We start from the raw sequence: 11,884 nt of genomic DNA, 5'->3' as shown, positions 1-11,884 counted from the left end.
GAAAAGACTGAAAAAACAAGTTTTTACTCGGTTCTGTAAGCCGCCACTATTTCAGCAAAGTACAGGGTATGGTAATCGCCATCGGCATAGCACGAGGCCTGCTCGGCAGCAGCGAGATTTTCCGGCTGCATAGTCTGTTTGAAGACTACTTTGCACTCCAGCTGCAAGCCGGGAGTGGCAATGATAGGGGTGGTGATGGCCTGGCTGTCAGCCAGAGTAAGCTTGGCAGCCGCAATTTTATCCATATCGCGGCCGGATTTGGTGCCGCATAGTGCCAGGGCTTCTTTCATTTCGCTCAGCGGCAGGGTAATGGTAAACTCACCGCTTTGCTCAACAAGCTCTTTGGTAAAGCGGGATTGGCGTACCAGGGCGGTAAATACCGGTTTTCTCCACATGATGCCGACACTGCCCCAGCCGATGGTCATAGTATTGGTTTTGCCGCCATGGGCGGTGGTCATAAAGGCGTTCTTGGGAATAAGCTCGGCGGCTTGGCCTGAGAATTGCTCGTAGGTAAGGTTTGTCATAATATTTCCTCCTCACGGTATCCCGGGCAATAAATTGGTTTGCGGCCCGGGATAGCCGGCTATTTCACATACGGGATGGTCAGCGGCCCCAGTGGCAATACGGCAACACTGGCACCGGGTTTATTATTTAACACTGTCGTGATGGCATCACAGGGTTTGGCTACCGGAATGATTTTAGCATCACGCACTGTTTGTTCATCAAGTCCTGAGTACAGGTAGCATTCGGCTTTCAGGAGAATCATCGCCAGCACCTGCACCTGCCATTGGTCAAATACGGAGTAGCTGGGGTCATTAATCATCGCCAACAGTTCCTCAGGAGTAGCTTTTGATTTAAGGATTTTAGCAAAGTTACCATGGTCAGGTACGCCGTCTGAGCATTCGGAGCAGGAAAGGATAGCTCCGCCTTGTTTGACAATCTGGGCGGCTGCGCTCATACCTTTGACTGTTTGGTACAGATTTTGGTCCAGCGGATAGCCTGAGTTGGTGGTAATAACCAGGTCAAACGGCTGATCAACCGGGTACATGGCGTGTTCCTTGACAAAGGCGCAGCCGGCACGATGGGCTGTAATTACATCACCGGCAAAGGCGCTGGTAATTTCTTTGTTGCCGTTGAGAGTAACATTCAGCATGAAGTCCGGTTTAGCCATCAGGCAGTTTTGGGTGGCTGCATCCTGGACCACATTGCCTTCAATTACGCCCCAGGTGCTTTGCGGGTTGCCGATCATTTGGGCGTTATGGAAGCCTTGAATTGTTGTAATACCGGCAATCCCGGGGTTAATGCCTTTGGGGCCGCCGGAAAATCCGGCAAAGAAATGCGGCTCAATAAAACCGGTTACAATTTTAAAGGTAGAGTTTACATAGACTTTGTTGAGATAAACATCAGAGCCATAGCTGTTTTTACCTGCCAGTACAAGTTCTTCAGGGTCAAAAGCATTATGGTTGATAATTCGTACGGTATCAACCACTTCCTGGCCCAGCATTTGAATAAGCTCTGCTTCCGTGTTGGCCCGATGGCTGCCAAGACCGTTAATAATGACAAAGTTTTCTTTAGGCACATGGGCGAGTTCGTCCAGAAGCCAGGGAACCAGCTTGTCATTCGGGGTAGGGCGGGTCATATCAGAAATAACAATGGCAACAGTATCTTTCGCGGTAACCATATCTTTGAGAGGCGGTGTCCCCAGCGGCTTGCGGAGAGCCTCTTGTACGGCTGTCCTTTCATCAGCAAGTCCAGGTAAATGGCGGGGTTCGATTATTACTGCGCGGTCGGGTACCATAATTTTCAAGCCGTTTTTTCCATAAGCCAGTGATACTGGTTTCATACAGGTTACACTTCCTTTCATATGTTAGTGTTAGCTTGGCAGTATAAGTATATTCTATCCTGCATTTACCATAAGCTCAATACTTTTTTCCTTTTTGCCTGCAAAGGTTGAGGAATGGCAATTGACAGCAAGGGAAAAAAAGGGTATACTAACAATGCAAATGATAATGATAATCAATATACTTAAATTAGACGTGCACTGAATACTATAGGGGAAAACGATACATGGAAGGGGCAGCGATGATGTGGATGAAAACAGGTAAGACTTTTATAAAGCTAGACAACAAAAATACTCCTGCTGACTTTTTCCGATGGTTGATTATTGAATTAGCACCCACTATTTTAGGGGAAAAACCGGCGACACTGCTTACCTTTGCCGACTGCCGCAGATTTTCCCGGCAAACCTTTTGGCGTAAATTTGGCGCCGCCTTCCTGCGTGAGGCTACTATCGACTGGACGATTGTCAGGGAGAAGGGCAACAGCCTTACGGTATTGTTTTATCACCCGGAAAGTTTGGAAGGGTGTTTAAAACAAACTGAACATTGCCAGTTTCTGGAGGAGTTTGGCTACAAAGCCGATTGTCCCCTATATGAAAACATAGAATGCTTAAAGCAACGGTATCAGGGCGGGTGTCCGCATGAGATCGGACTCCTGCTGGGTATACCGCTCAAGGATGTACTGGGTTTTATGGGTAAAGGACAGGAATGTTTGAGCTGCCGGGGCATGTGGTGCATCTATGGCGACCCCAGGTCGTCACTCGCGGTTATGGAAAAGATAAACAAGGGTAAAACCTATGCTGCCAGGCTATTAAACAGTGGTGTAAGTCCACGCAATATCCTGCTGGAAAAATGGCGCAAAACTGCATAATAAATCCCAGGCTTACTATGTAATTTTCCGCATATCCTATAGAGGTATGCGGGTTTTATTTTTTTTAGAAAATGTACTTGCACTTTGGGTCAGTTATGTTACAATCATATAGTAATTTTCAAAAATTTTTGGTCATGAAGGAGCGATGATAAGTGAAATATTTTAGGTTATCCCAGAATGCTGTGAAGGCGCTGGCCGATACCTACAGCACACCGCTTTTGGTGCTGTCCCTAGAACAAATTGAACTTAATTACAATCTGTTGGCAGAGAATATGCCGGGTGTTAAAATATATTACGCTGTCAAAGCCAATCCGGATGAGCGTATTGTCCGGAAGATTCATGAGCTTGGCGGTTATTTTGATGTCGCCTCCGACGGCGAAATGCAAATGCTCAATCGTATGGGCATTGATTCGGCGCGTATGGTGTATGCCAATCCTATGAAAACGGCAAGCGGCCTGAAGGTAGCGCATGCTGTCGGGGTGAATAAATTTACCTTTGATTGTGAAAGTGAAATTGGCAAGATGGCGGCCGCCGAACCGGGAGCTACGGTGCTGCTGCGGATACGGGTGGACAATCCGCATGCGCTTGTTGACCTTAACAAAAAGTTTGGCGCCCATGCTGATGAAGCGCTGGCGCTTTTGACCAAGGCCCAGGCTGCCGGACTGGATGTTGCCGGTTTATGCTTTCATGTTGGCAGCCAGTCAACAGATAATGCGGCATACCTTGAGGCGCTCAAATCTTGCCGGGAGCTGTTTAGCGCTGCTGCCGAGCGGGGTATGAACCTTAGAATTCTTGATATTGGCGGCGGTTTTCCTATCCCGACCTTGACCGAGGAACCGGATGTTGCCGTCATGGCTGCGGAAATTTATAAAGTTGTCAGACAGTATTTTCCTGACACTGAAATTTGGTCCGAACCTGGCCGCTATATTTGCGGTACTGCGGTTAATCTTATTACGCAGGTTATCGGCACCAAGGAACGCAACAACCAACAGTGGTATTTTCTGGATGACGGTTTGTACGGCACCTTTTCCGGCGTTATTTTTGACCACTGGGATTTTGAGCTTGAAACCTTTAAGACCGGCAAAAAAATTCCGGCAACCTTTGCCGGGCCAAGCTGCGATTCCCTGGACATTATGTTTAGGGACAAACCCACTGTGCCGCTGGAAATTGGCGACTTAATTCTGGTGCCTAACTGCGGCGCGTATACTTCGGCATCGGCGACCGTCTTTAACGGCTTTGCCAAAACGCAAATTGTTGTGTGGGAAGAAGTCTATGAAGAGATTAAAGCCAAGCTTGAACTGGCGGCTGCCGTGTAAGTAGTGTTTGCACTAAAACAAAGAGGCTGTGGATTACCTTGGCAAAGGTGTCCATAGCCTCTTTTTGTCTTACCATATCACAATCGTTGCGCCAAAATACCGGACAGAGCAGGGCTTGTCCGGTATTTTTCTGTTATTATTTTGTATAGTCAAAGAACCCTTTGCCGCTTTTACGGCCAAGATACCCGGCTTGAACCATCTTCTTCAGCAGTGGGCAAGGGCGATATTTGGGATCGCCATAGCCGTCATACAAGACTTGCATGATATATAGTACGGTGTCATTACCAATCAGATCAGACAGCGCCAGCGGCCCCATGGGGTGATTGAAGCCTAATTTGGCCACTGTGTCAATATCCTCCGCACTGGCCACGCCTTCCATCAGGGTATAAATGGCTTCATTGATCATCGGAATCATAATCCGGTTGCCGACAAAACCAGGGAAATCAGCGACATTGACCGGCGTTTTACCCAGTCTGACGCTCAGCGCCTCAATACGCTTAAAGGTTTCCTGGCTTGTTGCCAGGCCGCGGATTACCTCTACCAGCTTCATAACAGGTGCCGGATTAAAAAAGTGCATACCGATTACCCGGTCGGCCCGTTTGGTGGTGGCAGCTACTTCGGTAAGCGGGAGGGAAGAGGTGTTGGAGGCCAGGATGGTATGGGCAGGGCACAGGGTATCCAGTGTCTGAAAAATCTCCCGCTTGATATTCATATTTTCCACGGCAGCTTCGACCACCAAATCCACTTGGCAGGTTGTGGCGTCAAGCTGGGTTGCACCGGAAATTCTACTCATAATGGCTGTTTTGCTGTCAGCGTCAAGTTTGCCTTTTTCAACAGCCTTTGTGAGGTTTTTTTCAATGCTTTGCAGGCCTTTTTGCACAAACTCCGGTTTGATATCCTGCAAAATAACAGTAAGACCGCCCTGGGCCATAACTTGCGCAATGCCGCTGCCCATTTGACCGGCACCGATAATTAATACTTTATTAATTTCCATGAGATATAACCCTCCCATTTTTCTTGCTAACTGCTTATAAGAATAGGCGTTGTCGATGCACAACGCCTATTCCCGGCTAATTAGCCTTTTTTCATTACGGTGGCTTTGCCGTCGATAACTAAAGTGCCTTCCTGATTGATGACTGTGGTTTTGAAGATTAACCGGTTCTTGGCTTCGATTTTTTCAATAACCTCTACTGTGGCGGTAACGGTATCACCAATTTTTACCGGGGCTTTGAAGGCCAGTTCCTGGGCAAGGTAAATGGTATTGGCGCCAGGCAGGGTTGTGCCAAGCAGGGCCGAGATAAAGCCGGCCGATAACATGCCGTGAGCGATACGTCCTTTGAACATTGTGTTTTTAGCAAATTCAGCGTTGATGTGTACAGGGTTAAAGTCGCCGCTGAGACCGGCAAAGGTATATACGTCATACTCAGAGACTGTCTTGGCCATACTGGCCTTGTCACCGACCTGGATGTCGGCAAATTTTACGTCTTGCACCATAAAAAACACTCCTTTTTGTTAAAATAAGACTTGTTTCCGGTGAAGGTTTACTTTTGACCGCTATTAGTTCGCGCCTCTGCTCTTTTTAATTTCCGCAATCAGTGCCGGAATTACCTCCAGGACATCACCGACAATACCATAGTCGGCCATTTTGAAGATGGGAGCGTCAGGGTCTTTGTTGATAGCAATTACGATATCGGAGGAGGACATACCTGCTAAATGCTGGATTGCGCCGGAAATGCCGCAGGCAATATAGACTTTCGGACCAACGGTTTTGCCTGTCTGGCCAACCTGGTTTAGCGCCGGTATCCAGCCGGCGTCAACAGCCGCCCGGGAAGCACCCACTGCGCCGCCCAGGGCACTGGCCAGTTCTTCGATGAGCGAGAAGTTTTCGGGTTTGCACATGCCGCGGCCGCCCGAAACAATGAATTCAGCTTCTTCCAGATTACAGCACGCGGTACCCACTGGCACTACGTCAAGCAGCTTGGTGCGAATGTCTTCCGGTTTTACCTTGCTGGCCACCTTAATAATTTCTCCGGAGCGGGCAAAGTCTTGTTCCGGACGTTTAAAGACTTTGGGGCGGACAGTGCCCATTTGCGGGCGGTGGTCAGGGCACAGAATGGTGGCCATGATATTACCGCCAAATGCCGGGCGCGTCCAGGCAACCAAGCCTGTGGCTTCGTCAATGTCCAAATTGGTGCAGTCTGCCGTAAGCCCGGTACCGACGCGGCAGGCAACCCGGGGGCCAAGATCACGGCCGTCATTGGTTGCACCCATGAGAATTACAGAAGGACGATAGGTATTAATTAAATCAGTCAGGGTGATGGTGTAGCCATCGGTAGAATAATGTTTAAGCTCAGGTGCTTCCACCAAATAGACTTTATCAGCGCCGCTGGCAATGACTTCTTTGGTTAAGCCGGCTACGTCCTGGCCGATCAATACAGCCGCTAATTCCTGGTTCATGGCGTTAGCCAGCTTGCGGCCTTCGCCTAAGAGCTCGTGACTTACGTTACGGATACGTCCGTCGACTTGCTCGATATATACCCAAACCCCTTTGTACTTACTTTTATCAATGGCAACCGTCTTTTCTTCAACTTCCCGTACAATGGCTCCCACCGGACATACGTCCACGCAGGCGCCGCAGGCAGTACAAGCTTCGGTGATTACCGCCTTGTCGTTTTCCATTATGATTGCACCGAACGGGCAGGTACCCACACAGGCACTGCAGCCGATGCATTGTTCAGCAATTACTTTTACAGCCATTATTTACTACCCCCTAGACAATCTTGGCATCAGATAATTTTTGTAGCAGCAGTGCAGCCGCTTCGCGGGCTGTGTCTGCCTGAATAATCTCACCCTGGGTACGCTGCGTGGGGGTAAAGATCCGGCGCACTTGTGTAGGTGAGCCTTTGAGACCGATTTTTTCGGCTTCGACTGTAACCTCGTTTACCGTCCAGACAGGAATCTCTTTGCGGTTGGCTTTCATGGTGCCTTTGACTGTCGGGTTCCGGGGAATGTTTATAGATTTTACCACAGTCAGCATAACCGGGGTAGAGACCTCAATGATTTCATAACCTTCTTCCTGTTCCCGCTCTACTTTGAGCTTGCCGCCCTCGGCCTCGATTTTAGAGACATAGGTTACCTGCGGGATATCAAGGTGTTCGGCAATTTCCGGGCCAACCTGCGCGGTATCTCCGTCGATGGCCTGTTTGCCGCAGAGAATAATGTCCACCTTGCCCAGCTTTTTAATGCCGGCAGCCAGGGTGTGGCTGGTAGCCAGGGTATCGGCACCGCCGAAAGCCCGGTCGCTTAAGAGAATGGCTTCATCAGCTCCCATGGCCAGACATTCTTTCAGCGCGTCCTTGGCCTGGGGCGGCCCCATGGAAATGACAGTTACCTTGCCGCCATGTGTATCTTTAAGCTGTAAGGCTGCTTCTACGGCGTTTTTGTCAAAAGGATTGACAATGCTGGGAACTCCTTGACGGATCAGGGTATTGGTCACAGGGTCGATTTTTACTTCGGTAGTGTCAGGCACCTGCTTGACACAAACTACTATTTCCATAACTAAATTGCCTCCTGTTTTATGAACATGCTATTCCAGGTATATAAGGGCAGCGGCTTGTGCTGCCCGTTATGTTGGCACAAGCCGTGTCTTATTTATACCGCTCAAGGTATCTTTAGCGTAAAAGGGCTCCGGAGATAACCATGCGTTGTACCTGGTTTGTTCCTTCGTATATTTGGGTAATCTTGGCATTGCGCATGAGGCGCTCAACAGGATATTCGCGGCTGTAGCCATAGCCGCCGAAAATTTGCACGGCATCGGTGGTAACGGCCATTGCGGCATCGGAGGCATAGAGTTTGGCCATGGCAGCTTCTTTGGAATACGGCAGGCCCTTATCTTTCAAATAGGCGGCACGGTATACCAACAGACGGGCTGCATCCACTTTGGTAGCCATGTCGGCCAGCATAAAGGCAATGGCCTGATTGCTGGCAATTGGCTTGCCGAACTGCACCCGTTCTTTGGAATATTTCACTGCATGGTCAAGAGCCGCTTGTGCAATACCAAGAGCTTGGGCTGCTACCCCGATACGGCCGCCGTCAAGGGTGGCCATCGCAATTTTGAAGCCGTCGCCTTCTTTACCTAACAGGTTTTCTTTAGGCACTTTAAGCTCCTGGAATACCAGTTCCATGGTAATGGAAGTATTGATGCCCATTTTGTGCTCTTTTTTACCAAAGGTAAAACCAGGCATGTCTTTTTCGATAATGAAGGCAGAGATGCCTTTTACCCCTTTGCTTTTGTCTGTCATGGCAAAGATAACATAGGTTTCGGCTTCACCGGCATTGGTGATAAATATTTTGCTGCCATTAATGACATAATGGTCGCCTTCCAGGACGGCAACTGTCTGCTGGGAAGCCGCGTCAGTACCGGCGTTGGGTTCAGTCAAGCCAAAGGCTCCCATTTTTGAACCTTCGAGCAGCGGAGTAAGGTACTTTTGTTTTTGCTCCTCGGTGCCAAAGGCAAAAATCGGCCAGGCGCACAGGGAAACGGTTGCCGATAAGGTGATGCCAATGCCGTCATCTACTTTGGACAGTTCTTCTACCGCCAGGATGTAACTCAATACATCGCCGTCAGCGCCGCCGTATTGCTCCGGAAAGCAAATTCCCGTGAGACCCATTTCACCCATGGCGTCAAACAGCTCGCGGGAAAATTCACTGTGCTCATCCCGTTCGGCAACACTGGGCGCTACCTGCTTCTCGGCAAATTCACGCACAAGTTTTTGTGTCATTTTCTGGTCTTCGGTAAGTTCAAATAACATAATTAGACCTCCTTATTTTTAAAGAATATGTAATATACCACCTCCCGTTCTGGTGGAATGGGAGGTGGCAGCTAACCTATTTTAATTCTAACAGAAAGTATAGCTTTCTGTTAGGGCAAGGCAACATCGGCTTTTGCTGTCGCCAAAGGCTCGGCGCAAGCCGTGTTTTCTTTATTACAGGCGTTCTACAATGGTAGCAACGCCCTGACCGCCGCCAATGCACAGGGTGGCCAGACCCAGATTGGCTTTTCTGGCTTGCATGGAATGCAATAAGGTAACCAGGATGCGGGCGCCGCTGGCACCGATCGGATGTCCGAGGGCAATTGCGCCGCCGTTGACATTGACTTTTTCTTTGTCAAAGCCGAGCTCTTTGCCGACTGCCAGGAACTGGGCGGCAAACGCCTCATTGGCTTCAATTAAATCAATGTCGGCAATCGTCAGGCCGGCTTTTTGCAGTGCTTTGCGTGCTGCCGGTACCGGGCCCATACCCATGATGGCAGGATCAACACCGCCTGAAGCAAAGGAACGGATGCGGGCCAGCGGCTTGAGGCCAAGCTCTTTAGCCTTGTCAGCAGACATCATGACAAGCGCGGCAGCGCCGTCATTAATGCCTGAAGCATTGCCTGCAGTAATCGTGCCGTCTTTTTTAAAAGCAGGTTTTAAGCCGCATAACGACTGCGCGGTTGTGCCGGCTTTGGGATATTCGTCGGTATCAAAGGTGGTATCACCTTTTTTGCTCTTGATGACAACCGGGAAAATTTCTTCTTTAAAAGCGCCTGCTTCGATGGCTTTCAAAGCCTTTGCCTGGGATTCAAAGGCTAACTGGTCCTGGTCTTCACGGGTAATGTTAAATTTGGCGGCAACATTTTCGGCAGTGATTCCCATATGGTAATCATTAAAAGCGCACCAGAGGCCGTCATGAATCATAACATCGGTGAGTTTGCCATTTCCCATTCTAAGTCCCCAGCGGGCCTTGTTGTCTAAGAGATAAGGAGCCTGGGTCATATTTTCCATACCGCCGGCCACAACAATATCGGCATCATCGGTCATAATGGCCTGGGCTGCCAGGTTCACGGTTTTTAGCCCGGAGCCGCAGACTTTGTTGATGGTGTAGGACGGGGTTTCATAAGGAAGGCCGGCTTTTATGGCTGCCTGCCGGGCTGGATTTTGTCCCAGGCCTGCCTGCAGTACATTGCCAAAAATGACTTCGTCAATGGTTTCTTTATTGATACCGGCTTTTTCGACAGCCGCTTTAATGGTTAGGGCCCCGAGGTCTGTTGCGGCAACTGAGGCCAGCGAACCGTTGAAATTACCTATGGCAGTACGCACTGCACTGACGATAACTACTTCTTTCATAATTGCACCATCCTTATGCTTTGTTTGTATGAATTACTACTTGCTTAGGCCCATGGGTTCGGCGCGGAAGATGCGCTCATCCATAGTCTTTAATTCAGGAGAGATAATGGGCTTGAAGTCCATGTGGGCAAGAATGTCTTTTTCTAAATCTACGCCGGGGGCAATTTCGGTAAGCATCATTCCAGCGGCGGTCAGTTCAAATACAGCCCGTTCGGTGATGAACATGACCGGTTGCTTTACTTTCTGGGCATAATGGCCGCTGAAGGTAATCTGCTCAACCTGCTCCAGGAATTTTTTGGCGCTGCCTTCATTGCGGATGACAAGTTTGCCGTCAGCCACCTCGATTTTCAGGCCGCCGGCGGTAAAGGTGCCACAGAAGAAAACACGTTTGGCATTTTGGGTAATATTAATGAAGCCACCGCAGCCGGCCACGCGGCCTTTGAATTTGCTGACATTGATATTGCCGTGCTTGTCGGTTTCGGCCAGCCCTAAAAATGCAAGGTCCAGGCCGCCGCCGTCGTAGAAGTCAAACTGCTCAGGCTGGCTTATAATGGCTTCGGCATTGATGGCGGCGCCAAAGCTCAGCCCGCCGGCCGGAACGCCGCCTACCGGACCTGCTTCTACCGTTAGTGTCAGGGTATCGCCGATACCTTCCTCATTAGCCACTACGGCTACTCCTTCAGGGATGCCGATACCGAGGTTTACCTTGGCATCAGGAATTAGCTCCATAGCGGCACGGCGGGAAATGATCTTGCGTTCATTCAGCGGCAGGGGCGCAATGGCTGACAGCGGCACGCGGATTTCGCCGGAATAGGCGGGATTATACTGCTCGGCAAAGGTTTGCATATGCTGCGAGAGGTTATCGGTGACAACAATATAGTCAACACTGATTCCCGGTATTTTTACCTGCATGGGAGGAATGCTGCCGTTGGCTACAAGTCGTTCTACCTGGGCGATAACAATACCGCCGGAGCTTTTGGTTGCCTGGGCAACAGCCAATGCCTCCGAAACGCCGGCTTCGCGCTCAAGGGAAATATTGCCGCGTTCATCGGCACTTGTACCCCGGATTAAGGCAACATCAACCGGGAAGGGCTTATACCAAAGCCATTCTTCGCCGCCAAGTTCAATGACTTCCACTATGTCTTCGGTGGTAACATCATTGATCTTGCCGCCTTCAACCCTGGGGTCGACAAAGGTATTTAGGCCCACCTTGGTTATTACGCCAGGCTTGCGCCCTGCTATGCTGCGGAACCAATGGGTCAGAGTGCCTTGTGGCAGGTTATAGGCTTCTATTTTATTTTCGACAGCAAGCTTACCCAGTTTGGGTGCAAGGTTCCAGTGTCCGCCGACAGCCCGTTTCACCATACCTTCCCTGCCGAAGTGATTCAATCCACGGTCTTTGCCGTCGCCTTGTCCGGCGCAGTAAATCAGTGTCAGAGCTTTCGGGGCACCTTCTTCGACGAAGCGTTCTTCCAGAGCGCCGGTCAATGCTTCTGCGTGAGCATTGCCGACAAAACCGGTAGTAGCTACGGTAACTCCGTCCTTTACCAATTTTGCGGCTGCTTGGGCGCTAATTACTTTGGCCATTATGCCACTCTCCTTCTTAAAAAGTATGTCAATTATGATTAATGCAAAAACCGTGCCATTTATCTTTAAAGCTAAATAAAGCTTATACTGGCATGCCTTTTCCGG

11 protein-coding genes are annotated in these 11,884 nt (G+C 49.6%); 2 read left to right on the top strand and 9 right to left on the bottom strand.

Features of this window, described 5'->3' with window-relative positions; translation table 11 throughout:
• Nucleotides 1–23: 23 nt before the first annotated feature.
• Both GT1_RS15070 and larA read right to left on the bottom strand, forming a co-directional pair.
• Nucleotides 24–524, bottom strand: a complete 501-nt coding sequence (locus GT1_RS15070) for a flavin reductase family protein (RefSeq protein WP_188399427.1) — start codon at nt 522–524, stop codon at nt 24–26.
• A 59-nt stretch (nt 525–583) separates the two neighbouring features.
• Nucleotides 584–1,843 carry a nickel-dependent lactate racemase gene (gene larA / locus GT1_RS15065; protein WP_188399426.1) on the bottom strand — a complete coding sequence of 420 codons (1,260 nt, stop codon included), beginning with the start codon at nt 1,841–1,843 and terminating at the stop codon, nt 584–586.
• Between the two features lie 224 nt (nt 1,844–2,067).
• Between larA and GT1_RS15060 the strand changes: the two genes are divergently transcribed.
• Nucleotides 2,068–2,709 carry a DUF3793 family protein gene (locus tag GT1_RS15060; RefSeq protein ID WP_188399425.1) on the top strand — a complete coding sequence of 214 codons (642 nt, stop codon included), beginning with the start codon at nt 2,068–2,070 and terminating at the stop codon, nt 2,707–2,709.
• A 152-nt stretch (nt 2,710–2,861) separates the two neighbouring features.
• A complete protein-coding gene (locus GT1_RS15055; RefSeq protein WP_188399424.1) occupies nt 2,862–4,025 on the top strand; it encodes a type III PLP-dependent enzyme in 1,164 nt (387 codons plus the stop codon).
• 136 nt (nt 4,026–4,161) lie between these two features.
• Here GT1_RS15055 and GT1_RS15050 read toward each other — a convergent pair whose 3' ends face one another.
• The 7 genes from GT1_RS15050 to GT1_RS15020 form a co-directional block, all read right to left on the bottom strand.
• The gene (locus GT1_RS15050; RefSeq protein WP_075752283.1) at nt 4,162–5,019 is read right to left on the bottom strand and encodes a 3-hydroxybutyryl-CoA dehydrogenase; all 858 of its coding nucleotides are present in this window, start codon (nt 5,017–5,019) and stop codon (nt 4,162–4,164) included.
• Between the two features lie 80 nt (nt 5,020–5,099).
• Nucleotides 5,100–5,519 (bottom strand): MaoC family dehydratase, encoded by a 420-nt coding sequence (locus tag GT1_RS15045; protein WP_075752285.1) that lies wholly within the window; start codon nt 5,517–5,519, stop codon nt 5,100–5,102.
• A gap of 63 nt (nt 5,520–5,582) precedes the next feature.
• Nucleotides 5,583–6,782, bottom strand: a complete 1,200-nt coding sequence (locus GT1_RS15040) for an electron transfer flavoprotein subunit alpha (protein ID WP_075752287.1) — start codon at nt 6,780–6,782, stop codon at nt 5,583–5,585.
• A gap of 13 nt (nt 6,783–6,795) precedes the next feature.
• Entirely contained in the window at nt 6,796–7,581 is a 786-nt protein-coding gene (locus tag GT1_RS15035) for an electron transfer flavoprotein subunit beta/FixA family protein (RefSeq protein ID WP_075752289.1), read from the bottom strand.
• A gap of 115 nt (nt 7,582–7,696) precedes the next feature.
• Nucleotides 7,697–8,836, bottom strand: coding sequence for an acyl-CoA dehydrogenase (locus GT1_RS15030; protein ID WP_188399423.1), 1,140 nt, complete (start codon nt 8,834–8,836; stop codon nt 7,697–7,699).
• Between the two features lie 174 nt (nt 8,837–9,010).
• Nucleotides 9,011–10,192, bottom strand: coding sequence for an acetyl-CoA C-acetyltransferase (locus tag GT1_RS15025; RefSeq protein WP_188399422.1), 1,182 nt, complete (start codon nt 10,190–10,192; stop codon nt 9,011–9,013).
• Between the two features lie 36 nt (nt 10,193–10,228).
• The gene (locus GT1_RS15020) at nt 10,229–11,779 is read right to left on the bottom strand and encodes an acyl CoA:acetate/3-ketoacid CoA transferase (RefSeq protein ID WP_188399421.1); all 1,551 of its coding nucleotides are present in this window, start codon (nt 11,777–11,779) and stop codon (nt 10,229–10,231) included.
• Nucleotides 11,780–11,884: the final 105 nt, after the last annotated feature.

Origin of the sequence: Sporomusa sp. GT1, from assembly GCF_014634905.1 — a bacterium.
Classification (GTDB): domain Bacteria; phylum Bacillota; class Negativicutes; order Sporomusales; family Sporomusaceae; genus Sporomusa; species Sporomusa sphaeroides.
This window is presented reverse-complemented; position numbering and strand designations above follow the sequence as displayed.

Bases quoted from the DNA above. Each gene is read 5' to 3' on its own strand.
- GT1_RS15045 (WP_075752285.1), bottom strand. From the start codon at position 5,519: ATGGTGCAAGACGTAAAATTTGCCGACATCCAGGTCGGTGACAAGGCC.
- GT1_RS15060 (WP_188399425.1), top strand. From the start codon at position 2,068: ATGGAAGGGGCAGCGATGATGTGGATGAAAACAGGTAAGACTTTTATA.
- GT1_RS15030 (WP_188399423.1), bottom strand. From the start codon at position 8,836: ATGTTATTTGAACTTACCGAAGACCAGAAAATGACACAAAAACTTGTG.
- GT1_RS15040 (WP_075752287.1), bottom strand. From the start codon at position 6,782: ATGGCTGTAAAAGTAATTGCTGAACAATGCATCGGCTGCAGTGCCTGT.
- larA (WP_188399426.1), bottom strand. From the start codon at position 1,843: ATGAAACCAGTATCACTGGCTTATGGAAAAAACGGCTTGAAAATTATG.
- GT1_RS15070 (WP_188399427.1), bottom strand. From the start codon at position 524: ATGACAAACCTTACCTACGAGCAATTCTCAGGCCAAGCCGCCGAGCTT.
- GT1_RS15035 (WP_075752289.1), bottom strand. From the start codon at position 7,581: ATGGAAATAGTAGTTTGTGTCAAGCAGGTGCCTGACACTACCGAAGTA.
- GT1_RS15020 (WP_188399421.1), bottom strand. From the start codon at position 11,779: ATGGCCAAAGTAATTAGCGCCCAAGCAGCCGCAAAATTGGTAAAGGAC.
- GT1_RS15025 (WP_188399422.1), bottom strand. From the start codon at position 10,192: ATGAAAGAAGTAGTTATCGTCAGTGCAGTGCGTACTGCCATAGGTAAT.
- GT1_RS15050 (WP_075752283.1), bottom strand. From the start codon at position 5,019: ATGGAAATTAATAAAGTATTAATTATCGGTGCCGGTCAAATGGGCAGC.